This window comes from Klebsiella sp. K4 (assembly GCF_014596785.2).
In the GTDB taxonomy this organism is placed as follows: Bacteria; Pseudomonadota; Gammaproteobacteria; order Enterobacterales; family Enterobacteriaceae; genus Klebsiella; species Klebsiella pneumoniae.
On sequence record NZ_CP115021.1, the window covers coordinates 2147910 to 2171686 of the forward strand.

25 protein-coding genes are annotated in these 23777 nt (G+C 53.6%); 14 read left to right on the plus strand and 11 right to left on the minus strand.

Annotation, left to right across the window (positions count from 1 at the left end):
• The first annotated feature begins 90 nt into the window (after window positions 1-90).
• From rssA to galU, 3 genes are all read left to right on the plus strand, one after another.
• On the plus strand, window positions 91-993 hold the full coding sequence (rssA, locus tag IB144_RS10670) for a patatin-like phospholipase RssA (protein ID WP_002910108.1): 903 nt from the start codon (window positions 91-93) through the stop codon (window positions 991-993).
• 89 nt (window positions 994-1082) lie between these two features.
• Complete coding sequence (gene rssB, locus IB144_RS10675) at window positions 1083-2096, plus strand: two-component system response regulator RssB (protein WP_002910107.1); 1014 nt, start codon at window positions 1083-1085, stop codon at window positions 2094-2096.
• Between the two features lie 197 nt (window positions 2097-2293).
• Window positions 2294-3196, plus strand: coding sequence for a UTP--glucose-1-phosphate uridylyltransferase GalU (gene galU / locus IB144_RS10680; RefSeq protein WP_002910105.1), 903 nt, complete (start codon window positions 2294-2296; stop codon window positions 3194-3196).
• A gap of 121 nt (window positions 3197-3317) precedes the next feature.
• Here galU and hns read toward each other — a convergent pair whose 3' ends face one another.
• Together hns and IB144_RS10690 are read right to left on the minus strand one after the other, a co-directional pair.
• Window positions 3318-3725, minus strand: coding sequence for a histone-like nucleoid-structuring protein H-NS (gene hns, locus IB144_RS10685; RefSeq protein ID WP_002910103.1), 408 nt, complete (start codon window positions 3723-3725; stop codon window positions 3318-3320).
• 422 nt (window positions 3726-4147) lie between these two features.
• The gene (locus IB144_RS10690) at window positions 4148-4279 is read right to left on the minus strand and encodes a hypothetical protein (protein WP_004145401.1); all 132 of its coding nucleotides are present in this window, start codon (window positions 4277-4279) and stop codon (window positions 4148-4150) included.
• Window positions 4280-4286: 7 nt separating this feature from the next.
• Here IB144_RS10690 and tdk point away from each other — a divergent pair, with 7 nt between their 5' ends.
• Complete coding sequence (gene tdk, locus IB144_RS10695) at window positions 4287-4904, plus strand: thymidine kinase (protein ID WP_002910100.1); 618 nt, start codon at window positions 4287-4289, stop codon at window positions 4902-4904.
• 147 nt (window positions 4905-5051) lie between these two features.
• Here tdk and adhE read toward each other — a convergent pair whose 3' ends face one another.
• Window positions 5052-7727: a bifunctional acetaldehyde-CoA/alcohol dehydrogenase gene (gene adhE / locus IB144_RS10700; protein WP_002910097.1), complete on the minus strand. Its 2676-nt coding sequence runs from the start codon at window positions 7725-7727 to the stop codon at window positions 5052-5054.
• A 77-nt stretch (window positions 7728-7804) separates the two neighbouring features.
• Here adhE and IB144_RS10705 point away from each other — a divergent pair, with 77 nt between their 5' ends.
• The 8 genes from IB144_RS10705 (at window position 7805) to IB144_RS10740 (ending at window position 16061) form a co-directional block, all read left to right on the plus strand.
• Window positions 7805-8020 carry a hypothetical protein gene (locus IB144_RS10705; protein WP_004145398.1) on the plus strand — a complete coding sequence of 72 codons (216 nt, stop codon included), beginning with the start codon at window positions 7805-7807 and terminating at the stop codon, window positions 8018-8020.
• Window positions 8021-8203: 183 nt separating this feature from the next.
• Window positions 8204-8851, plus strand: a complete 648-nt coding sequence (locus IB144_RS10710; RefSeq protein WP_002910095.1) for a YchE family NAAT transporter — start codon at window positions 8204-8206, stop codon at window positions 8849-8851.
• Between the two features lie 737 nt (window positions 8852-9588).
• On the plus strand, window positions 9589-11223 hold the full coding sequence (gene oppA / locus IB144_RS10715) for an oligopeptide ABC transporter substrate-binding protein OppA (RefSeq protein WP_004148754.1): 1635 nt from the start codon (window positions 9589-9591) through the stop codon (window positions 11221-11223).
• 85 nt (window positions 11224-11308) lie between these two features.
• A complete protein-coding gene (gene oppB, locus IB144_RS10720; RefSeq protein WP_002910089.1) occupies window positions 11309-12229 on the plus strand; it encodes an oligopeptide ABC transporter permease OppB in 921 nt (306 codons plus the stop codon).
• A 14-nt stretch (window positions 12230-12243) separates the two neighbouring features.
• Window positions 12244-13152 carry an oligopeptide ABC transporter permease OppC gene (oppC, locus tag IB144_RS10725; protein WP_004145396.1) on the plus strand — a complete coding sequence of 303 codons (909 nt, stop codon included), beginning with the start codon at window positions 12244-12246 and terminating at the stop codon, window positions 13150-13152.
• Window positions 13153-13163: 11 nt separating this feature from the next.
• Window positions 13164-14177 (plus strand): ABC transporter ATP-binding protein, encoded by a 1014-nt coding sequence (locus tag IB144_RS10730; RefSeq protein WP_004151853.1) that lies wholly within the window; start codon window positions 13164-13166, stop codon window positions 14175-14177.
• Window positions 14174-15178, plus strand: a complete 1005-nt coding sequence (gene oppF / locus IB144_RS10735; protein ID WP_002910083.1) for a murein tripeptide/oligopeptide ABC transporter ATP-binding protein OppF — start codon at window positions 14174-14176, stop codon at window positions 15176-15178. Before IB144_RS10730 ends, oppF begins: the two co-directional genes overlap by 4 nt.
• Window positions 15179-15233: 55 nt before the next feature.
• Window positions 15234-16061 carry an ion transporter gene (locus IB144_RS10740; RefSeq protein ID WP_002910080.1) on the plus strand — a complete coding sequence of 276 codons (828 nt, stop codon included), beginning with the start codon at window positions 15234-15236 and terminating at the stop codon, window positions 16059-16061.
• Between the two features lie 63 nt (window positions 16062-16124).
• Here IB144_RS10740 and IB144_RS10745 read toward each other — a convergent pair whose 3' ends face one another.
• Window positions 16125-16454, minus strand: coding sequence for an HI1450 family dsDNA-mimic protein (locus IB144_RS10745; RefSeq protein ID WP_002910079.1), 330 nt, complete (start codon window positions 16452-16454; stop codon window positions 16125-16127).
• A 34-nt stretch (window positions 16455-16488) separates the two neighbouring features.
• On the minus strand, window positions 16489-17949 hold the full coding sequence (gene cls / locus IB144_RS10750; RefSeq protein WP_002910077.1) for a cardiolipin synthase: 1461 nt from the start codon (window positions 17947-17949) through the stop codon (window positions 16489-16491).
• Between the two features lie 143 nt (window positions 17950-18092).
• On the opposite strand from cls, the gene IB144_RS10755 reads away from it, so the two are divergent.
• Complete coding sequence (locus IB144_RS10755) at window positions 18093-18266, plus strand: YciY family protein (protein ID WP_004194006.1); 174 nt, start codon at window positions 18093-18095, stop codon at window positions 18264-18266.
• Between the two features lie 485 nt (window positions 18267-18751).
• Here the strand turns inward: IB144_RS10755 and IB144_RS10760 are convergent, their stop codons facing one another.
• From IB144_RS10760 to IB144_RS10770, 3 genes are all read right to left on the minus strand, one after another.
• Entirely contained in the window at window positions 18752-19399 is a 648-nt protein-coding gene (locus tag IB144_RS10760; RefSeq protein WP_004148751.1) for a YceI family protein, read from the minus strand.
• Window positions 19400-19824: 425 nt separating this feature from the next.
• Complete coding sequence (locus IB144_RS10765) at window positions 19825-19965, minus strand: hypothetical protein (RefSeq protein ID WP_014343182.1); 141 nt, start codon at window positions 19963-19965, stop codon at window positions 19825-19827.
• 113 nt (window positions 19966-20078) lie between these two features.
• The gene (locus tag IB144_RS10770; protein ID WP_002910042.1) at window positions 20079-20375 is read right to left on the minus strand and encodes a YciI family protein; all 297 of its coding nucleotides are present in this window, start codon (window positions 20373-20375) and stop codon (window positions 20079-20081) included.
• A gap of 210 nt (window positions 20376-20585) precedes the next feature.
• On the opposite strand from IB144_RS10770, the gene tonB reads away from it, so the two are divergent.
• The gene (gene tonB / locus IB144_RS10775) at window positions 20586-21332 is read left to right on the plus strand and encodes a TonB system transport protein TonB (protein WP_065888589.1); all 747 of its coding nucleotides are present in this window, start codon (window positions 20586-20588) and stop codon (window positions 21330-21332) included.
• Between the two features lie 43 nt (window positions 21333-21375).
• Here the strand turns inward: tonB and IB144_RS10780 are convergent, their stop codons facing one another.
• From IB144_RS10780 to pfkB, 3 genes are all read right to left on the minus strand, one after another.
• Window positions 21376-22248 carry a fructosamine kinase family protein gene (locus IB144_RS10780; protein ID WP_002910036.1) on the minus strand — a complete coding sequence of 291 codons (873 nt, stop codon included), beginning with the start codon at window positions 22246-22248 and terminating at the stop codon, window positions 21376-21378.
• Window positions 22249-22353: 105 nt separating this feature from the next.
• Window positions 22354-22638 carry a type V toxin-antitoxin system endoribonuclease antitoxin GhoS gene (ghoS, locus tag IB144_RS10785; RefSeq protein WP_004200268.1) on the minus strand — a complete coding sequence of 95 codons (285 nt, stop codon included), beginning with the start codon at window positions 22636-22638 and terminating at the stop codon, window positions 22354-22356.
• A gap of 94 nt (window positions 22639-22732) precedes the next feature.
• Window positions 22733-23665 carry a 6-phosphofructokinase II gene (gene pfkB / locus IB144_RS10790; RefSeq protein WP_004145382.1) on the minus strand — a complete coding sequence of 311 codons (933 nt, stop codon included), beginning with the start codon at window positions 23663-23665 and terminating at the stop codon, window positions 22733-22735.
• Between the last annotated feature and the right edge of the window lie 112 nt (window positions 23666-23777).

The window sequence follows — 23777 nt, forward strand, 5'->3', positions numbered from 1 at the left end:
GTAACGGCGCTTCTACGCCAAAGGGCATTATGTTAACTGAGCCGTGACAATGTTGCCACGCTCAGAGTGGAAGGATAGTTATTAGTACTAATGAGAAAGCTTAAAATTGGTCTGGCGCTAGGTGCGGGAGCCGCTCGCGGATGGTCGCACATTGGCGTCATCAACGCCCTCCAGCGGGCCGGTATTGAGATTGATATCGTAGCCGGTTGTTCTATCGGTTCGCTGGTAGGGGCGGCGTATGCCTGTAACCGACTCCCGGCACTCGAATCATGGGTCTGCTCATTCAGCAACTGGGATGTCCTGAAGCTGATGGATCTCTCCTGGCGCCGGGGGGGACTGCTGCGGGGGGAAAAGGTATTCAATCATTACCGCCGCATTATGCCCGTCACCGAGATTGAACGCTGCGAGCGCCGGTTTGCCGCTGTTGCCACCAATTTAAGCACCGGTAGGGAGCTGTGGTTTACCGAAGGCGATCTACATTTAGCCATTCGCGCCTCCTGCAGTATGCCGGGGTTAATGTCGCCAGTAAGGCATAATGGTTACTGGCTGGTCGATGGCGCGGTGGTCAATCCGGTTCCTGTGTCGCTCACCCGGGCAATGGGAGCGGATATTGTGATTGCCGTCGACCTGCAACATGATGCCCATCTTATGCAGCAGGATTTGTTCTCCCTTGAAACGCCGCGGCAGGAAGCGGAAGAGAAGGAGGGGCCATGGCATACTCGTCTGCGCGCGCGCTTGACGCGAATGAGTTCCCGCCGTACGGCCGTGACGCCGACGGCGATGGAGATCATGACCACCTCTATCCAGGTACTGGAAAACCGTCTTAAACGCAATCGTATGGCGGGTGACCCGCCGGATATCCTGTTGCAGCCATACTGTCCGCAAGTTTCGACGCTTGATTTTCATCGCGCCGGAGAGGCGATCGCCGCGGGGCAACTGGCGGTAGAAAAGAAAATGGATGAATTATTACCATTAGTGCGTACAGCCGTTTGACGTACGAGTTACTGACTTAAGCAAATTCTGACAGGCGATAGTGAGAATAGCGTGCCACTATTGAATTATCGTCAGCCAGGGGAGATATCATGACGCAGCCATTGGCGGGAAAACAGATTCTGATAGTTGAAGACGAACCCGTTTTCCGCTCACTCTTGCATGGATGGCTGACCTCGCTGGGAGCAACAACCTTCCAGGCGGAAGATGGCAAGGATGCCCTGCATAAAATGACGGAGGTGCATCCGGACCTGATGATTTGCGACATTTCTATGCCGAGAATGAACGGTCTGGAGCTGGTGGAAACGCTGCGTAACCGCGGCGAACAGTTACCGATCCTGATGATCTCCGCCACCGAAAACATGGCGGATATAGCTAAAGCGTTGCGACTTGGCGTCCAGGACGTGCTGTTAAAGCCAGTAAAAGATTTCGATCGCCTGCGCGAGACCGTTTACGCCTGTCTCTATCCCGCGATGTTCAGTTCGCGCGTGGAAGAGGAAGAGCGTTTATTTGAGGACTGGGATGCGCTGGTCAGTAATCCCATCGCCGCTTCAAGACTATTGCAGGAATTACAGCCGCCGGTGCAACAGGAAATGTCGCACTGCCGTATTCATTATCGACAACTGGTGTCGGCAGACAAGCCCGGTCTGGTACTCGATATCGCGCCGCTTTCGGAAAATGATTTGGCTTTCTATTGTCTGGATGTCACACGCGCAGGCGATAATGGCGTGTTGGCAGCATTATTGCTGCGCGCGTTGTTTAATGGTCTGCTGCAGGAGCAACTGGCGCACCAGGGACAACGGCTACCAGAAATGGGAAGTTTGTTAAAACAGGTGAATCAACTGCTGCGTCAGGCAAATCTTCCGGGCCAGTTCCCTCTGTTAGTAGGGTATTACCACAGCGGGCTGAAAAATTTAATTCTGGTGTCAGCGGGACTTAATGGCACGCTGAATACGGGGGAGCATCAAATTCAGATTAGTAATGGCGTTCCTTTGGGGACGCTGGGTGATGCTTATCTTAACCAAATTAGCCAACGCTGCACCTCGTGGCAGTGCCAAATTTGGGGGGCTGGCGGTCGTTTACGCTTAATGTTGTCTGCGGAATGAGCAATTGCGTTTATATCTAAGCAGACGGGATTACCTCTTGCCCTTTAGCGGTGGTAACATCGAGCAGTTTTATGCGTAAAAGTCCTAATTCGAGGCTATCGGCAGCTTTTCAGACCAGTGAATACGCGGTTGACTGATATACTCGACACGTTATTTGTAACGAGAAGTTTAAAAAACAAACAGTCCAGGAGATTTCAATGGCTGCCCTTAATTCTAAAGTCAGAAAAGCGGTTATCCCGGTTGCGGGATTAGGCACCAGGATGCTGCCGGCCACCAAAGCGATTCCAAAAGAAATGCTGCCGCTGGTAGATAAGCCGTTAATTCAGTACGTTGTTAATGAATGTATCGCTGCAGGAATTACTGAAATTGTTCTGGTAACGCACTCGTCGAAAAACTCTATCGAAAACCATTTCGATACCAGTTTTGAGCTGGAAGCGATGCTGGAAAAACGTGTAAAACGCCAGCTGCTGGAAGAAGTGCAGTCTATTTGCCCGCCGCACGTGACTATTATGCAAGTTCGTCAGGGCCTGGCGAAAGGTCTGGGTCACGCGGTGTTGTGCGCCCATCCGGTAGTGGGAGATGAGCCGGTCGCGGTTATTCTGCCAGACGTTATTCTGGATGAATATGAATCCGATCTGAGCCGCGATAACCTCGCTGAGATGATCTCTCGCTTCGATGAGACTGGCGCCAGCCAGATTATGGTTGAACCTGTCGAAGACGTAACCGCTTATGGCGTGGTTGACTGCAAAGGCGAATCTCTGAAGCCGGGCGAAAGCGTACCGATGGTGGGCGTGGTTGAGAAGCCAAAAGCTGACGTTGCGCCGTCCAACCTGGCGGTGGTGGGGCGTTATGTCCTCAGCGCCGATATCTGGCCGCTGCTGGCGAAAACCCCTCCGGGCGCTGGTGATGAAATTCAGCTGACTGACGCCATTGATATGCTGATCGAGAAAGAAACGGTTGAAGCTTATCATATGAAAGGCAAGAGCCATGACTGCGGTAATAAGCTTGGCTACATGCAGGCGTTTGTCGAATATGGTATTCGTCACAAAACGCTGGGCGACGATTTTAAAGCCTGGCTGGAAACGGCGGTAGCGAAGTAATTCGCCGCGCGGTTGAAAGCACAAACCGGGAGCGCATCTGCGACTCCCGGTTTTTTTATATCGGCCCTGAGGGCAAAAAAAATCCCGCCGCAGCGGGATTTTTTATAGCGATCAACGGAGATTAGATCAGGAAATCGTCCAGTGATTTACCTTGCTCATCCATTGCTTTTTTGATCACAGCCGGGGTACGGCCCTGACCGGTCCAGGTTTTGGTTTCACCATTTTCGTCAACATAGCTATATTTAGCCGGACGTGCAGCACGCTTGGTTTTGGTACCGGCTTTAACGGCAGCCATGGTGCTCAGCAGTTCATTCGGATCAATACCGTCAGCAATCAGCATTTCACGGTATTGCTGCAGCTTACGCGTACGCTCTTCAATTTCTGCCGCGGCAGCGTTTTCTTCTTCACGGCGCTCGTTAACGACGACTTCTAATTTTTCCAGCATTTCTTCGAGCGTTTCCAGGGTGCATTCTCTTGCCTGCGCACGAAGAGTACGGATGTTGTTCAAAATTTTAAGTGCTTCGCTCATTGTAGTAATCTCAAACTTATATTGTGGGGTGGTTTGTTGAACTAATAATAGAGCGATAAAATGCGTTGTGCAATAGGGGGGAATGTAAGGAATTCAAAATTACTGGTTATTTGTCGCGAGAATTAATTAATTTAAGTTAAAATTCCCGTGCCGCTTCACATCTTTCATCGCTTATAGCGATGAGGCGAAGGCAAGCTAAAACATTGAGACGGTATGCTTTTTGAGAGGTTCAGTGAGAGAAATGATCCTTTACATGGGTAAATAACCCTCGTCAGTATTAGCGCATTTTTGGTTACAAGGCTTAATATAAAACAACCGGCAGCCCTGCTTATAGCCCATGGGCAACCGGTCTATAAGCACGAAAAGACAATGGTTACCGCGCCAGTAGCGTAACGGGGCGTACAAATAGTGGCCCTGAAAATTCAATTCATCTTCTTAATCCTTTCGGTTTGCAGGCCCTTCAGCTTCGCGACAATACCCCTGCTGAAAGCGCGGCTGTGCGCATAAAATATGGTACAATCGTCGCCGCGATAAAACACTTTGATTGGGGTCACGCAGCCGATGGCACAACTTTATTTCTACTACTCTGCAATGAATGCAGGTAAGTCGACCGCTCTGTTGCAATCTTCGTACAATTACCAGGAGCGGGGGATGCGTACCGTCGTTTATACCGCTGAGATTGATGACCGCTTTGGCGCCGGAAAAGTCAGTTCGCGTATCGGGCTCTCCTCGCCGGCCCGATTGTATAATCCACAGACCTCGTTATTTGACGATATTGCGGCGGAGCACCAGCTAAAGCCGATTCACTGCGTGCTGGTGGATGAAAGCCAGTTTCTGACGCGTGAACAGGTTCATGAGCTGTCCGAAGTTGTCGATACGCTGGATATTCCGGTGCTTTGCTATGGGTTGCGGACGGACTTTCGCGGTGAGCTCTTTACCGGCAGCCAGTATTTACTGGCCTGGTCAGATAAGCTGGTTGAGCTGAAAACGATCTGCTTCTGCGGCCGCAAGGCCAGCATGGTATTGCGCCTCGATCAGGAGGGGCGTCCTTATAATGAGGGTGAGCAGGTCGTCATCGGCGGTAATGAGCGGTACGTATCGGTCTGCCGTAAGCATTATAAAGAGGCGCTGAGCGTCGGTTCGTTAACCAAGGTACAAAACCAGCACCGTCCCTGCTGATACCCTCAGAAGCTCGTACAGGCGCCTGTGGGCGCCTTTTTAATGTCTGCTATAGGTTGGCGTAGCTGGCGATAAAGAATGGCTGATAGCGGGGATAAAAAAAGCCCCGTCAGGTGACGGGGCTTGTCGCGATGCTATCGCTGTTGGTTAAGCGGATTTTTTCGCTTTTTTCTCAGCCTTTACCGGAGCAACTTCGGCTTTCGCACCGGCTTCGCCTTCGACGAATTCGCGGCCGTAGTAGGTATCCAGCAGGATCTGTTTCAGTTCGGAGATCAGCGGGTAGCGCGGGTTAGCGCCGGTGCACTGGTCATCGAATGCATCTTCAGACAGTTTATCAACGTGGGCCAGGAAGTCAGCTTCCTGAACGCCAGCTTCGCGGATAGATTTCGGAATACCCAGCTCAGCTTTAATGCTTTCCAGCCATGCCAGCAGTTTCTCGATTTTCGCTGCGGTGCGGTCGCCTGGTGCGGAGAGGCCCAGGTGATCGGCGATTTCAGCGTAACGACGACGAGCCTGCGGACGGTCGTACTGGCTGAACGCGGTCTGCTTGGTCGGGTTGTCATTCGCGTTATAGCGGATAACGTTGCAGATCAGCAGGGCGTTGGCCAGACCGTGCGGAATATGGAACTGGGAACCCAGTTTGTGCGCCATCGAGTGACACACGCCGAGGAAGGCGTTAGCGAACGCGATACCGGCGATAGTCGCGGCACTGTGTACGCGCTCACGGGCAACCGGGTTCTTGGAACCTTCGTGATAGGAAGCCGGCAGGTACTCTTTCAGCAGTTTCAGCGCCTGCAGCGCCTGGCCGTCAGAGAACTCAGAAGCCAGTACGGAAACGTAAGCTTCCAGGGCGTGAGTCACCGCATCCAGACCACCGAACGCACACAGCGATTTCGGCATATCCATCACCAGGTTGGCATCGACAATGGCCATATCCGGGGTCAGCGCATAGTCTGCCAGCGGGTATTTCTGACCGGTCGCGTCATCGGTCACCACGGCGAACGGCGTAACTTCAGAACCGGTACCGGAAGTGGTAGTGATCGCCACCATCTTGGCTTTGACGCCCATTTTCGGGAACTTGTAGATACGTTTACGGATATCCATAAAGCGCAGCGCCAGTTCTTCGAAGTGGGTTTCCGGATGTTCGTACATAACCCACATGATTTTCGCCGCATCCATCGGGGAACCGCCGCCCAGGGCGATGATCACGTCTGGTTTAAAGGAGTTCGCCAGGTCGGCACCTTTACGTACGATGGTCAGCGTCGGGTCAGCTTCAACTTCGAAGAAGACTTCCGTTTCAACACCCGCTGCTTTCAGTACGGAAGTGATCTGATCGGCATAGCCGTTGTTGAACAGGAAGCGGTCAGTCACGATCAGCGCGCGTTTGTGACCATCGGTAATCACTTCATCCAGTGCGATTGGCAGGGAGCCACGACGGAAGTAGATAGATTTCGGAAGTTTGTGCCACAACATGTTTTCAGCTCGCTTAGCAACGGTTTTCTTGTTGATCAGGTGTTTCGGACCAACGTTTTCAGAGATGGAGTTACCACCCCAGGAACCACAACCCAGAGTCAGGGAAGGCGCGAGTTTGAAGTTGTACAGGTCACCGATACCACCCTGAGAAGCCGGGGTGTTGATCAGGATACGCGCGGTTTTCATCATTTGGCCGAAGTAAGCCACGCGAGCCGGCTGGTTGTCCTGGTCGGTGTACAGGCAAGAGGTGTGACCGATACCGCCCATGGCGACCAGTTTTTCTGCTTTGGCTACCGCGTCTTCGAAATCTTTTGCACGGTACATAGCCAGCGTCGGAGACAGTTTTTCGTGAGCAAACGGCTCGCTCTCGTCAACGTTGGTCACTTCACCAATCAGAATTTTGGTGGTGGCCGGCACGGTGAAGCCTGCCAGTTCAGCGATTTTGGCCGCTGGCTGACCAACGATAGCCGCGTTCAGCGCGCCATTTTTCAGGATAATGTCCTGAACGGCTTTCAGCTCTTTACCCTGCAGCAGGTAGCCGCCGTGGCTGGCGAAACGTTCGCGAACCGCGTCATAGACTGAATCAACCACCACAACGGACTGCTCAGAAGCACAGATCACGCCGTTATCGAAGGTTTTAGACATTAGTACGGACGCTACGGCACGTTTGATGTCGGCGGTTTCATCAATGACTACCGGGGTGTTACCGGCGCCGACGCCGATAGCAGGTTTACCGGAGCTGTATGCTGCTTTCACCATGCCTGGACCACCGGTCGCCAGGATCAGGTTGATGTCCGGGTGATGCATCAGCGCGTTAGACAGTTCTACAGACGGCTGATCGATCCAGCCAATCAGGTCCTTCGGCGCGCCGGCCGCGATGGCAGCCTGCAGCACGATATCAGCCGCTTTGTTGGTGGCTTCTTTTGCACGCGGGTGCGGAGAGAAAATGATGGCGTTACGCGTTTTCAGACTGATGAGCGATTTGAAAATGGCTGTTGAAGTCGGGTTAGTGGTCGGTACGATACCGCAGATGATGCCGATAGGCTCAGCAATAGTGATGGTGCCAAAGGTGTCGTCTTCTGACAGAACGCCACAGGTTTTTTCGTCTTTATAAGCGTTGTAAATGTATTCGGAAGCAAAGTGGTTTTTGATCACTTTGTCTTCAACGATGCCCATGCCGGATTCGGCTACGGCCATTTTGGCGAGAGGGATTCGAGCATCTGCAGCGGCCAGAGCGGCGGCGCGGAAGATTTTGTCGACTTGTTCTTGAGTGAAACTGGCATATTCACGCTGGGCTTTCTTGACACGCTCAACAAGCGCGTTCAGTTCAGCGATATTAGTAACAGCCATAATGCTCTCCTGATAATGTTAAACTTTTTTAGTAAATCAGTCGCTCGATTCGACATTATAGACAGGCCGTTAACAGCTTGCATGTAAATGTTTATGTAGAAAAATCAGGGCGCTGTTTCACCGATTTACTAAAAAAGCTTTATCTCTTTCGCTTTCAGGTACTGCTGCCTTCCACTCTGTTGGTGTCATCAAGATTACTCACTTCTGAGTACAAATTACGTGATTTAGATCAAGTATTGTCGCTGCTGATACCTTTCAGCTGGCTGCTTTTTGACCGGTTCGATCAAGTGTGATGGGAGGGTTTTGAAATTAAAAAAACGATTAGCATTAAATATACAAATGGCTAACATTCGATACATATCACCGGGTTATGCATATTTATAATGAATATTGCAGGTAAAAAGCGTATGTTTCGCGCAGTTATTTTATGCTGTTAACAGTCAACCGCCAATTTTGATGATGCTGCGGAGCCCAATGTGACTCAATCACTGTTCGATTTTTCTGCATATTTCAAGTTTTTCATCGGCTTATTTGCCCTGGTTAACCCGGTTGGCATTATTCCGGTATTCATCAGTATGACCAGCTATCAGCCGGCTGCGGTGCGTAATAAGACCAACCTCACCGCCAACCTGTCGGTGGCGATCATCCTCCTGACGTCGCTGTTCCTCGGCGATGGCATTCTGCAGATTTTCGGTATCTCCATTGATTCCTTCCGTATCGCCGGCGGCATCCTGGTGGTGACCATCGCGATGTCGATGATCAGCGGTAAGCTCGGCGAAGATAAGCAGAACAAGCAGGAAAAGTCGGAGACGGCGGTCCGGGAGAGCATCGGCGTCGTTCCTCTCGCGCTACCATTAATGGCCGGGCCAGGGGCAATCAGTTCAACTATCGTCTGGGGGACCCGGTACCACTCCTGGGTGCATCTGGTCGGGTTCTCACTGGCGATAGCGGTATTTGCCCTCTGCTGCTGGGGGATTTTCCGTATGGCGCCGTGGCTGGTCCGTTTGCTGGGGCAGACGGGAATCAACGTCATCACCCGTATTATGGGCCTGTTGCTGATGGCTCTCGGCATTGAGTTTATTGTGACCGGGATTAAAGCGCTTTTCCCAGGATTGCTGAGTTAGTTCGTCGCCAGCAGGCGGGGAGTCTCGCTTCACGCCTGCGCGATTATTAGCAAAACCTATTAGCCAGCGCGGAACTGGCGGTAGGGATAATATTTTGCGATATCGCTATTAATTTCATGTTTTTCATTAAGATATGAAATATTTCTCTTAACATTCTCCTCACGCCTCCCCATCCTGTGATGTTATTTTCTTCACATCATTCTCTGGTACTTGCTGTCGGATCATCGAAATGATATTAGTAATTTTAACAAGGCGGCAGATGAATGTGCTAAAAAGTAATCTATTGTTAATTTTTTGTACAAAAAACCATCTTGCGGTCGCTGCTCAATATGTCGGCTGATGAAATTATCGTAATGGACTGATTAATAACGATATTTTTACATCGACGTTTTATGGCAAACGCTTGTCACGCTGGCAAAACCGGCAATAAAAGAGAATTCGGTAACATATTTGCAAATTGCATTGGCGGAGGTGTTTACCTTTTGGTACTTTCCGCCGTTATCGTCTGCTGAATTATGTACGCAAATGAGAATTATTTTTAATTAACTCATTTCGCCAGAACGACCCTCCAGCGAGGGCAACGAATCGACGTTAAGACTGCCGTTCGAGCGGTCGTAATAAATAAGTCGGTGATAGCAATCTGCCAATCGCAAACTCCTGCGTTGGACAGAACCCGAAAACGGGAAAAACAGGCTGGTTAAAAAACCAGTAATTATAATGACTGGAGTTACAACACAATGACCATCATCACTAAAAAGCGTTTAATCGCCGCGGGAGTGCTATCCGCACTGATCGCCGGCAATATGGCAATGGCAGCGGATGTCCCGGCTGGAGTGCAGCTGGCAGAGAAGCAAACCCTGGTACGTAATAGCGGCGCCGAGCCGCAATCGCTGGACCCAAATAAAATCGAAGGGGTGCCAGAGGCCAATATTAGCCGCGACCTGTTCGAAGGTTTGCTGAATACTTCGCCGAAAGATGGCCACCCGATCCCAGGCGTGGCGGAGAGCTGGGATAATAAAGATTTTAAAGTCTGGACCTTCCATCTGCGTAAAGATGCAAAATGGTCTAACGGCGAGCCGGTTACCGCCCAGGACTTCGTATACAGCTGGCAGCGTCTGGTAGATCCGAAAACAGCTTCTCCTTATGCCAGCTATCCGCAATATGGTCATATCGTTAACGTCGACGAAATCATTGACGGCAAGAAAGCGCCGAGCGAGCTGGGCGTAAAAGCCATTGACGACCACACGCTGGAAGTCACCCTCAGCGAACCGGTACCCTATTTTTATAAACTGCTGGTTAACCCGGCGATGTCTCCCGTCTACAAACCGGCCATCGAAAAATTTGGCGAAAAGTGGACGCAGCCTGGCAATATCGTTACCAACGGCGCGTATACTCTGAAAGACTGGGTGGTCAACGAGCGGATCGTGATGGAGCGTAACCCGCACTATTGGGATAATGCTAAAACCGTCATTAACACCGTTACCTGGCTGCCGACCTCTTCCGAAGTGACCTATGTTAACCGCTACCGCAGCGGTGAACTGGACATGACTTATAACCAGCTGCCGATCGAACTCTTCCAGAAGCTGAAAAAAGAGATCCCCAACGAGCTGCACGTTGACCCCTATCTGTGTACCTATTATTACGAAATCAACAACCAGAAGGCCCCGTTCACCGACGTGCGCGTGCGTACCGCGCTGAAGCTGGGTCTGGATCGCGATATTATTGCTAATAAGGTGAAAGGACAGGGCGATCTGCCGGCCTACGGCTACACCCCACCGTATACCGATGGCGCGAAGCTGAGCGAGCCGGAATGGTTTACCTGGTCGCAGGAAAAACGGAATGAAGAAGCGAAGAAACTGCTGGCCGAAGCCGGCTATAGCGCCGATAAACCGTTGACCTTCAACCTGCTGTATAACACCTCTGATTTGCACAAGAAGCTGGCGATTGCCGCCGCCTCGCTGTGGCGTAAAAACCTGGGCATTGACGTGAAGCTGGTCAACCAGGAGTGGAAAACGTTCCTCGATACCCGTCATCAGGGCACCTATGACGTGGCGCGTGCGGGCTGGTGCGCCGACTATAACGAGCCAACCTCTTTCCTGAACACCATGCTCTCTGACAGTTCAATGAACACCGCGCACTATAAGAGCCCGGCGTTCGACAAGATTATGGCTGAATCCGTAAAAGCATCCGATGAAGCGCAGCGCACGGCGGCCTATGCGAAAGCAGAGCAGCAGCTGGACAAAGACAGCGCGATCGTACCGGTCTATTACTACGTTAACGCCCGCCTGGTGAAACCGTGGGTCGGTGGCTATACCGGTAAAGACCCGATGGATAACGTCTATACCAAAGACCTCTACGTTATCAAACATTAATGGCAATACGTGGAGCGGGTCTCGGCTCGCTCCATCGTGTCTTATTTGAGAGCAGTGCAAAGGCACACGCCAGAAGGTACGGGCAATGTTAAAATTTATCTTACGTCGCTGTCTGGAAGCGATTCCGACGCTATTTATTCTTATCACCATCTCATTCTTCATGATGCGTCTGGCGCCGGGAAGTCCTTTTACCGGGGAACGCACGCTACCGCCGGAAGTCATGGCGAATATTGAAGCAAAATACCATTTAAACGACCCTATCATGACGCAGTACTTCAATTATCTGAAGCAGCTGGCGCATGGCGATTTTGGTCCCTCTTTTAAATACAAAGATTATTCCGTCAACGATCTGGTGGCCGCCAGCTTCCCGGTTTCAGCGAAACTGGGCTTCGCCGCCTTTTTACTGGCGGTGGTGATCGGCGTTGCCGCCGGGGTGATAGCCGCCCTGAAGCAAAATACCCGCTGGGACTACGCGGTGATGGGGGTAGCCATGACCGGCGTGGTTATTCCGAGCTTTGTGGTCGCGCCGCTGCTGGTGATGATCTTTGCCATTACCCTGCACTGGCTGCCGGGCGGCGGCTGGAACGGCGGGGCGCTGAAATTTATGATCCTGCCGATGGTGGCGCTTTCCCTGGCCTATATCGCCAGCATCGCGCGTATCACCCGCGGCTCAATGATTGAAGTGCTGCACTCTAACTTTATCCGCACCGCGCGGGCGAAGGGGCTGCCGATGCGTCGCATTATTCTGCGCCATGCGCTGAAGCCGGCGCTGCTGCCGGTGCTCTCCTATATGGGGCCAGCTTTCGTGGGCATCATCACCGGCTCAATGGTCATTGAAACCATTTACGGCCTGCCGGGGATCGGCCAGCTGTTCGTTAACGGGGCGCTTAACCGCGACTACTCGCTGGTGCTCAGCCTGACGATCCTCGTTGGCGCCCTGACTATCCTGTTCAACGCCATCGTTGACGTGCTGTACGCCGTTATCGATCCGAAGATTCGCTACTGAAGCCGGAGTTCGCCATGATGTTAAGTAAGAAAAATAGCGAGGCGCTGGAAAACTTCAGTGAGAAGCTGGAAGTGGAGGGGCGTAGCCTCTGGCAGGACGCGCGTCGCCGCTTTATGCATAACCGCGCCGCGGTGACCAGCCTGATTATGCTGGTGCTTATTGCGCTGTTCGTTACCTTCGCGCCGATGGTGTCGTCGTTCTCCTACTTCGATACCGACTGGGGCATGATGTCCAATGCCCCGGATATGGCCTCCGGCCACTACTTCGGAACCGACTCCTCCGGGCGCGACCTGCTGGTGCGCGTAGCGATCGGCGGGCGCATTTCGCTGATGGTCGGGGTGGCGGCGGCGCTGGTGGCGGTGATCCTCGGCACGCTGTACGGTTCGCTCTCCGGTTATCTCGGCGGCAAAGTGGATTCGGTCATGATGCGTCTGCTGGAGATCCTCAACTCCTTCCCGTTTATGTTCTTCGTCATCCTGCTGGTGACCTTTTTTGGTCAGAATATCCTGCTGATCTTTGTCGCCATCGGAATGGTGTCCTGGCTGGATATGGCGCGTATCGTGCGCGGGCAGACGCTAAGCCTGAAGCGCAAAGAGTTTATCGAAGCCGCGCAGGTCGGCGGGGTCTCGACGGCGAGCATCGTTCTGCGCCATATCGTCCCCAACGTGCTGGGGGTGGTGGTGGTGTATGCCTCGCTGCTGGTCCCCAGCATGATCCTCTTCGAATCCTTCCTCAGTTTCCTGGGACTGGGGACGCAGGAGCCGCTCAGCAGCTGGGGGGCATTGCTCAGCGATGGCGCCAACTCAATGGAAGTTTCGCCCTGGCTACTGTTGTTCCCGGCGGGTTTCCTGGTGGTGACCCTGTTCTGTTTCAACTTTATCGGCGATGGTCTGCGTGATGCCCTCGACCCGAAAGACCGCTAAGGAGCGCTGCCATGACCATGATTGAAACGGCAAAAGCGCCGCAAGCGCAGAGCCACAGCGGGCTACTGCTGGACGTGAAAGATCTTCGCGTCACCTTTAAAACGCCGGATGGCGACGTCACCGCCGTCAATGATCTGAACTTCACCCTGCAGGCGGGCGAGACGCTCGGCATTGTGGGCGAATCGGGCTCCGGTAAATCGCAAACCGCCTTCGCCCTGATGGGACTGCTGGCGGCCAACGGTCGCATCGGGGGTTCCGCCACCTTTAACGGTCGGCAAATCCTCAATTTGCCCGAGCGTGAGCTGAACAAACTGCGCGCTGAACAAATCTCAATGATTTTCCAGGATCCGATGACCTCTCTTAACCCCTATATGCGGGTGGGCGAGCAGTTAATGGAAGTCCTGATGCTGCATAAAGGGCTGAGTAAAGCCGAAGCGTTTGAAGAGTCGGTGAAGATGCTCGACGCGGTAAAAATGCCGGAAGCGCGTAAGCGCATGAAAATGTTCCCGCACGAGTTCTCCGGGGGCATGCGTCAGCGCGTGATGATTGCCATGGCGCTGCTGTGCCGGCCCCGGCTGCTGATTGCGGATGAACCGACCACTGCCCTGGACGTCACCGTGCAGGCGCAGATCATGACGCTGTTGAATGAGCTTAAACGCGAATTCAACACGGCCATTATCATGATCACCCACGACCTTGGGGTGGTGGCAGGGATCTGCGATAAAGTGCTGGTGATGTACGCCGGGCGCACCATGGAGTACGGTCAGGCGCGCGATGTCTTCTATCAACCGTCGCACCCATACTCTATTGGGCTGTTGAATGCGGTTCCACGTCTGGATGCGGAAGGCGATGCGTTGTTGACCATTCCCGGCAACCCACCGAACCTGCTGCGATTGCCGAAAGGCTGTCCATTCCAGCCGCGCTGCCCGCATGCCATGGAGCAGTGCAGCAGCGCGCCGCCGCTGGAATCGTTCGCGCCAGGCCGCCTGCGCGCCTGCTTTAAACCGGTGGGGGATCTGCTATGAACGCCGTAACTGAACAACGAAAAGTCCTGCTCGAAATTGCCGACCTGAAGGTGCACTTCGATATCAAAGATGGCAAGCAGTGGTTCTGGCAGCCGTCGAAAACGCTGAAAGCGGTGGATGGCGTGACGCTGCGCCTTTACGAGGGGGAAACCCTCGGTGTGGTAGGGGAGTCGGGCTGCGGCAAATCGACCTTCGCCCGCGCCATTATTGGTCTGGTGAAAGCGACCGATGGCAAAGTGGCCTGGCTGGGTAAAGATCTGCTGGGCATGAAGCAGGAAGAGTGGCGCGACGTGCGCAGCGATATCCAGATGATCTTCCAGGATCCGCTGGCCTCGCTGAACCCGCGCATGACCATCGGAGAAATTATCGCCGAACCGCTGCGTACCTATCATCCGAAGATGCCCCGTCAGGAAGTGCGCGATCGCGTCAAAGCGATGATGATGAAAGTTGGGTTGCTGCCCAACCTGATCAACCGCTATCCGCACGAGTTCTCCGGCGGTCAGTGTCAGCGTATCGGCATCGCGCGGGCGCTGATCCTTGAGCCAAAGCTGATTATCTGCGATGAGCCGGTCTCCGCGCTTGACGTGTCGATTCAGGCGCAGGTCGTCAACCTGCTGCAGCAACTGCAGCGTGAGATGGGGCTATCGCTGATATTTATCGCTCACGATCTGGCGGTGGTTAAGCATATCTCCGATCGGGTTCTGGTAATGTATCTGGGCCATGCGGTGGAGCTGGGGACTTACGACGAGGTGTACCATAATCCGCTGCATCCCTATACCAAAGCGCTGATGTCGGCGGTGCCGATCCCCGATCCTGATCTCGAGAAAACGAAAACTATCCAACTGCTGGAAGGCGAATTACCCTCGCCGATTAATCCGCCCTCAGGCTGCGTATTCCGCACCCGCTGTCCGCTTGCCGGACCGGAGTGCGCCAAAACCCGCCCGGTGCTGGAAGGCAGTTTCCGCCATGCGGTTTCCTGCCTTAAGGTAGACCCGTTATAATCTCAGGGGCTGACGCAGGTCAGCCCTTTTTTTTTGCGAGGTTAACGAAGTGGGTATGCTTTCTGCCGCTCGTCTGCGGCTTTATCATTTACTTTTCGATCAGAACCGACGTTCCGGCCGCCGCTTTGAAGGGCTGTGCGGACTTTTCGCCCTGCTCAGCGTACTGGTGATATTTATCGAGTCGGGACTGGGCACGCAATATCACCTGACATTAGATGAATGGCATATTTTCGTCTGGCTGGAGCTGCTGGTGACCGCGGTCTTTACCTTGGAATACCTGCTGCGTATCGCTACCTGGCCCAATCCGCTCCACTATATTTTCAGCTTTTGGGGGCTGATTGACCTGGCGACGATTTTACCGCTGTATGTGATGTGGCTATGGCCGGAAATTAGCCTCAATTATGTATTCGCCTGGCGGGCAATGCGGGCGATCCGCGCGCTGCGTATTCTCAAACTACTGCGCTTTATGCCTTCGCTCAACGTGTTCTGGCGAGCGATTGTCAGCGCGCGCCATCAGCTGATCCTGTTTTATTCGTTTATCGCCATTGTGATGGTGATTTTCGGCTCGTTAATGTATCTGATTGAGGGGCCGGAATACGGCTTTACCACGCTTAACGCCTCGGTCTATTGGGCCATCGTGACCATCACCACCGTCGGCTACGGAGACATCACGCCGCACACGCCGTTGGGTCGCATCCTGGCCTCCATTCTTATCCTGATCGGCTACTCCATTATTGCCATACCGACCGGACTTATCACCACGCATATGACCAGCGCCTTGAATCGTCGACGACAGCAGCGCCTGTGTCCGCAGTGTCAGCAGGGCGACCATGACGATAACGCCCGTTTCTGCCATGCCTGCGGTCATGCCTTGCCGAAGTAAGCTGGCGACGTAAAAAAAGCCTGCCGGGAGAACCGCGGCAGGCTTTTTACTGGATGTTAAAGGTTATTCACGCCACAGAATATGGCACAGCTTATGATCTTTCTCGCGGCACAGCAGAACGCGGGCGAAGATATCATTGATTTCCCCGCCGTCGGTATCCGCCAGACCAATCACCACTTCGGCGAAGAAATCCGGGTTGAGATCGTAATCCACATGCTCTTCCCAGTCTGCCGAAGGGTCGAACAGTTCGGCGCCGCCGCGCTCCTCAAACTGCAGGTTAAACAGAATGATGTCCGCCGGGTCGAGATTGTCGGCCGCCAGTTCGAGGAAGATATCGTAAGCCTGCTCGAGCGTTTCGTCTTCGGTCAGGCGGTTGTTTAAATCCATATCCATGATTGCTACTCATTCGGTATCTGATGGGCACGTTTTACAGCAACGGGCTGAAGAAGTAAAACAGTCGCTCGGCGATCCGCTGCCACAGCGGACGTTTTAACCAGAGACGGGCATCCAGCAGGCGCGAGCGCGAGATATAATCATCCTGAACCGCCGCCAGATCGCTGCCGAAACCGGCGTCATCGATGACCAGGGTAATCTCGAAGTTGAGCCACAGGCTGCGCATATCCAGGTTGACGGTCCCCACCAGACTTAGCTCGCCATCGACCAGCACGCTCTTGGTATGCAACAGTCCGCCCTCAAACTGATAGATTTTGACCCCGGCCGCCAGCAGCTCGGTGAAGAAGGCCCGGCTGGCCCAGCCTACCAGCAGCGAATCGTTCTTGCGCGGTAAAATAATGCTCACGTCAACGCCGCGCTGGGCGGCGGTACAGATCGCATGCAGCAGGTCGTCGCTGGGTACGAAGTAGGGGGTGGTCATGATCAGATGCTCTTTCGCCGCATAGGCGGCGGTGAGGAGAGCCTGATGAATCAGATCTTCCGGAAAGCCCGGTCCGGAGGCGATCGTGTGAATAGTATGTCCGCTGGCCTCTTCGAACGGCATGATATTGACGTCCGGGGGCGGCGGCAGAATGCGCTTGCCGGTCTCTATTTCCCAGTCGCAGGAGTAGACGATGCCCATCGAGGTCGCCACCGGGCCTTCCATTCGCGCCATCAGATCAATCCACTGTCCGACTCCTGAGTCCTGTTTAAAGTAGCGCGGATCGACCATATTCATGCTGCCGGTGTAGGCGATATAGTTATCGATCATCACCATTTTACGATGCTGACGCAGGTCCATCCGGCGCAGGAATACGCGCATCAGGTTAACCTTAAGAGCTTCGACGACTTCAATACCGGCGTTACGCATCATCGCCGCCCATGGGCTGCGGAAAAAGGCCACGCTGCCCGCGGAGTCGAGCATTAGCCGACAGTGAACCCCGCGGCGAGCGGCGGCCATCAGGGATTCAGCGACGCTGTCGGCCATGCCGCCGGGCTGCCAGATATAAAAGACCATCTCTATGTTGTGACGGGCCAGCTGAATATCGCGGATCAGGGCCTGCATCACGTCGTCAGATTCCGTCAGCAGCTGTAGCTGGTTGCCTTTTACGCCGCCAATGCCCTGACGCCGTTCGCACAGCTTGAACAGGGATTCGGCCACCGGGCTGTTATCTTCCGCGAAGATATGTTTGCAGGCTTTGAGGTCGTTTAACCACTTGGCCGTCGAGGGCCACATCGCCCTGGCGCGCTCGGCCCGACGCTTGCCGAGATGCAGCTCGCCAAAGGAGAGATAGGCGATGATCCCCACCAGCGGCAGGATATAAATGATCAGCAACCATGCCATGGCGGACGGGACAGCGCGGCGTTTCATTAGAATTCGTAATGTTACACCGGCGATCAACAGCCAGTACCCCAGAATGACCAGCCAGTTCACCACCGTGTAAAAGGTTGTCATAGATGTAAAATCCTTTTGAATGACGATATGTGATGAGTTTACGCATCAGTATTTTTCTGGCAAATAAAAACGCAGCGAAAGCGGTAGTCAGTTGCTGGCAGAGGTTTATAATGGGGGCTGTTTTCACTCGTAGAGTCGTTGCAATGAAGCGTAGTAGAACGGAAGTAGGGCGCTGGCGCATGCTGAGACAGGTGAATCGCCGTAAAGCGCGCTGGCTGGAAGCCCAATCGCGCCGCAATATGCGGATCCTCGCTATCAGGAAGGGACTGGTGAAACGGCAGCGTCATGCCCTGTTGTTTATCTTCCCTGACAGCTAAGCGAGCAGGCAAACGGCACCGTACGCGGTGCCGTTGTCGTTTTCTCTCTGCGCTAAATTCCCGTTGCACATCTCCATAGGGCAATGATGGTTTTTCATGCTGCGATGCGACGACAAAACAGAGCTCCCGCCTCAGTGAAAGAGAGATGCTACGCCTGGCTTGTAATGACGGACGACAAGATCCAGAGCCAAGTCGTTTGCGGCGCGACAGGAATTAACCGTCAGATAGCATTTATTGCTGCTCAGGAAGGGCATGGCGTTGTTAAATGCTTAATGATATGACCGGCCAGCTGCGGTAACCAGGCGGGAACTGAGGGCATGAGAAAACAGACTCAGACAGGCAAGGGGGTTATTAAGCGGTCCAGCGCGTTGAAACTAAATGAACCGACCGATCCTGACCATGAATAATCTGAGCCTGTTATATTATCCAGAGAGGCCATGCAATAAGCATCCTGAATAAAACGCAATCGTTGCGCCAGCTTTTACTTATTTTGCATAGGCTTCCGTGGATAACGTGATGGTGACGTTATCACTTACCGCCGGCACATATTTATCAAGCTTAAAGTCTGAACGTTTTATCACCCCGGTGGCATCAAATCCAATGGCCTCTTTTTTCACCATTGGGTGCATATCCTGCTTATTCAGGACGGCATGCAGGACCACCGGTTTGGTGATGCCTTTAATGGTCAAATTACCTTCCACATCATATTTATTGTCGCCTTTGCTTTCCACTTTGGTACTCTGGAAAGTGGCGTCGGGAAACGTTTTAACATCAAAATACTCTTTGCCTAAAAACTCATCCGTTAACGCCTTGACGTGAGCGTCAATGGTTTTCACTGGCAGCGTGACGTTCACCGAGGATTTCTCCGGATTCTCTTTATCAAAGGCCAGTTTCCCTGAAACATCAGAGATATAGGCGGTAGGGTTTGAGAAGCCGAAATGGTTCCAGGAGATCACAACCGAGGTATGCTGTGGATCAAGACTGTATTCCTTAGCCGCGGCTTGCGACACAGGAATATATAAGGCAAGTACAGAAAGCAATGCGGTTTTTTTCAGGGTATTCACACAATAATCCTCAAAATCGGCAGGTACATAAATGTTAGCCCAAAAAAATACAGGGCTTATTGAAAACATTTGTTATTCCCTTTCAAATTTTTTAATCAAGCAGTGATGCCCCTACTATCACTCTGCGTGAAGTTTACGCAACGAAATTAATAGGCTTTAAAAATGATGCTCAGCAACTTAACGCTGGCAGCGTAGTTAATACCCCTTTATGCCTGCCAGGTAAACCTTTGTCTGCAGGGTGTTATTTCCACGTGCTTTCAAGCGGCTACGGTCCTGAATATAGCAAGATGGGCTACGTTCGGTTCCGCGGCATCCGCAGTGGATGCCCAATAATATTTTTTCGGGTTTTCATATCTGTCGTTAAGCAACTATCTTTCAGTTATTTTTTTCATTCTATTGCACTGTGGATTTATAGGGCTATATCAGGATGTGCTGACATTAAATGCAAGCGCTAAATAACAACGCGATCCTCCCTAACAGCCTTACACAAGGTATTAGTAATTCACTATCACGCGTGGCGTCGATGTTTTGTCAGCATTTTCCATTGCCGAAAAAAGCGAGGCGATGGTCGATGATGGGGTAGCAGGAGAAAGTGCGTGCTCATCTTCCAGGCTTCTCAGGCGGATAACAGTCAACGCTTTCGCGAGGTTAAAAAGGGCGACACTTCAATGTCGTGTACCAAAATGCGCCCTTCATTCTGATGACCTGGGTGTTTTTGTGGTTAGCCAGAAAAAGGAAAGGGTATTTTTCAAAAAACCTTTTTGTATGGCTTAACAGAGACCTGGCGGTAAACCCCGGCGGCGATATACGGATCGTCATTAGCCCAGGCCTGGGCCGCTTCCAGCGATTCAAACTCGGCAATCACCGTTGAGCCGCTGAATCCTGCTGCGCCCGGTTCGTTACTGTCAACGGCCGGCATTGGCCCGGCGGTAAGCAGTCGGCCTTCATCGTGTAAGAGTTGTAAACGCGCGAGATGCGCGGGGCGAACCGACAGCCGCTTTTCCAGAGAATCGGCGATATCTTCAGCGTAGATAACGTAAAGCACGGCAAAGCTCCTTATCAATAATCAGGCGAATTACGTTAAGTTAAACAGCGATGGACTGCAATGCAAAGATGCGCTCTGGAGTGGAAAGCACTGCCGACGCAGCTTTTTTCTGCAAATGGCGGCAAAAATTGACTCAGGTTAAGACGCCTTATTGAATATGATTGCTATTTGCATTTAAAATCGGAGCATCATTTTTCAACAGAAACGACTATGAGCGCAATGACCCTTGATTTACCTCGCCGCTTTCCGTGGCCAACGCTGCTGTCCGTGGCTATCCACGGTGCCGTTGTGGCGGGACTGCTTTATACCTCGGTACATCAGGTTATTGAACAGCCTTCTCCGACGCAGCCGATAGAGATCACAATGGTGGCGCCGGCCGATCTTGAGCCGCCTCCGGCGGCGCAGCCTGTCGTGGAGCCCGTTGTTGAACCCGAACCTGAGCCGGAGCCAGAGGTAGCGCCTGAACCGCCGAAAGAGGTGCCGGTGGTGATCCATAAACCGGAACCTAAGCCGAAGCCCAAACCTAAACCCAAGCCTAAGCCGGAGAAAAAGGTTGAACAGCCGAAGCGGGAAGTGAAGCCGGCAGCAGAGCCGCGTCCGGCCTCGCCGTTTGAAAACAACAATACGGCGCCGGCGCGTACAGCGCCAAGTACCTCGACCGCAGCGGCTAAACCCACCGTTACTGCTCCGAGCGGCCCGCGGGCGATCAGCCGCGTTCAGCCGTCCTATCCGCCGCGCGCTCAGGCGCTGCGCATTGAAGGGACGGTACGGGTGAAGTTTGACGTTTCGCCTGATGGCCGCATTGATAATCTGCAGATCCTCTCTGCTCAGCCGGCGAATATGTTCGAACGCGAGGTGAAAAGCGCGATGCGCAGATGGCGTTATGAGCAGGGAAGACCGGGTACCGGCGTAACGATGACCATCAAATTCCGCCTGAACGGCGTCGAGATTAACTGATAAAACGCTGCGGCGGACCGGCAAGGTCCGCCGTGAAGCTTGTTTAACGCATTTTCTCCATCAATACATCATCCAGCGCCTGCTGGGCCGTTACCAGGTGCTGGCCGCCAAACAAAATCGCTCTGTTCAGCAGAGTATAAAGCTGATAAATCGGCTGACGATCGAGAAAACCCGACGGCAGAGGCGAAACGGACTGATAGCCGTCATAGATTTGCGGGGGCTGTTCCGGATGCATCGGCAGCATGGCTAAATCGCACTCGCGGTCGCCCCAGTAGCAGGCGGGATCGAATATATAGGGGCCATCCGGCCCTAAGGCGCAGTTGCCGGACCACAGATCCCCGTGCAGCAGCGAAGGCTGCGGCTGATGGTTGGCCAGTCGCTGCTGTACCATATCGACTAAGGTATCGATATCGCCAAAGTGCAATCCCTTCTCCGCCGCGAGCTCCAGCTGCCAGCCGATACGCTGCTCGGCAAAAAAAACCGACCAGCGACGCTGCCAGGCGTTGGGCTGCGGCGTGGTGGAAAGATCGTTATCAAAATCCAGACCGAACTGCGGCTGATCGCTCCACTGATGGAGGTGGGCTAGCTGCTGGCCAAGCAGAAACGCATTGTGCGCATCCAGCGGACGGGGAGGGAGGTACTCCATGACCACGAAGCTATAGTCGCGATCGCTGCCGACGGCAAAGACCTGCGGTACGCGAACGGTTTTGCTTCGCGACAGCAGCTCCAGCTGATCGGACTCGGCGGTGAAGATAGGCAGAAGTTCCCGTTCGTCGCATTTCACGAAGTAATCTTTCCCGCCGAAGCGTAAATGCCAGGCGGAATGGATCTCTCCACCGGGCAGCTCGGTTTTCAGTTCGATTTCAGCGTCTTCGGTATGCCAATCGCGTAAAAGAGTACTGATTGCTTGCCACATGCTGTCTCTCCCCATGTTTTCCACCATATCATAAGGTTAGCGCATTACTACCGGGTAAACCTGGAACTGACGCACAACTGACGCTTTCCTTTGCGCTAAACGCACTTATTGAGCTTTTAACCACTCGGCGAATGTGGCCACAGCGATTTCCGCCGGGCGGCCAAGGGCCGCTTCCGCCAGGCCGGCGCTGAGGGCCTTAACTTCCTCGGCCGTCTGGCCGCTCAGCAGGCCGAAGGTGTTGGTACCCAGCTCATGGGGCGAGCCCTCTTCATCATTGAGCGTCAGTACAAACCCGGCACGGGTAAAATGGTTGCTGACCTCATTGATCTCCGTCAGCGCCTGTTCATGGAAGGTCACGCTGACGACCCAGGCGGTAATCTCATTACTCATCTCTACACCCCGTTGTTATGCATGGCCTTTCCAGCATAGACCATCCTGCTTATATTGTGATTCCCCTCCGCCTGCGCGGAGGGGGCAGGGAAGATCAACGCCCGCAGAGATAATCATAGATTTTTTGCGTATTGGCCCGCGAGCAGAGGCGGGTGCCCTGGTTGATGGTCGCGGCGCTACCGGCGGCGACGCCAAAGCGAACCATGTCTTCAAGGCTGGCGTTTTCCGCCAGACGCAAGGTCATGGCGCCCACCATGCTGTCGCCAGCGCCGACGGTGCTCTGGCTTTTCATCGGTGGCGGCACAACCTGAACGCTGCCGCTGGCGTCTACGCCTAACGCCCCCTGCGGACCCAGGGAGACCACCACCCGGCGCACTTTACCGGACTGGATCAACGACTGAGCGGCAAGGCGCACGTCATCGGGTTGGCTGAGATCGCGCTGCACGAGGGCGCTAAGCTCTTTCTGGTTCGGTTTCACCAGCTCAATATTGCCGACGTCCAGCGCGGCGGCCAGCGCATCGCCGGAACTGTCAATGATGCAGCGCAGTCCCTGCTGTTGCGCATTTTTCACCAGCTGCATCAGGTTATCGACGCTAATACCTGGCGGCAGGCTGCCGCTGACCACCAGTAGAGAGCCGGGTTCGATAGTCAGAACCTTCTCTTCCAGACGGCGGAATTCATCGTCCGTCAGTGCCGCGCCGGGCATAACGAAGCGATACTGTTCGCCGCTGGCGGCCACGTGGACGTGCAGGTTTTGCCGCGTCCAGTCGCGGGTTTCGACGGTCTCGACCGGCACCTGCTCATCGGCCAGCAGGGCGGCAAGATGCTCGCCGGTAGCGCCACCGACCGGAAAAATGGCGGTGGCTTTGCCGCCGAGAAAGGTCACGGCGCGGGCCACGTTGATCCCGCCGCCGCCAGGTTCAAATACCGGCGCGCTGCAGCGAAGTTTGCCTTCCGGGTAGATCTGTGGGGTTTGCGTGGCGCTATCCAGCGAGGGGGCCAGCGTGAGCGTGTAAATTTTGGTCATTCCTTCTCCTCCTTAATACGGCGACTGTCGTTAATTTAAGCATGGCACGATGACTCGGGGAGGGAAAGTCCAGTTCCTGACAGTTTTGCAAAGATGCCTCTATTTTCATTAT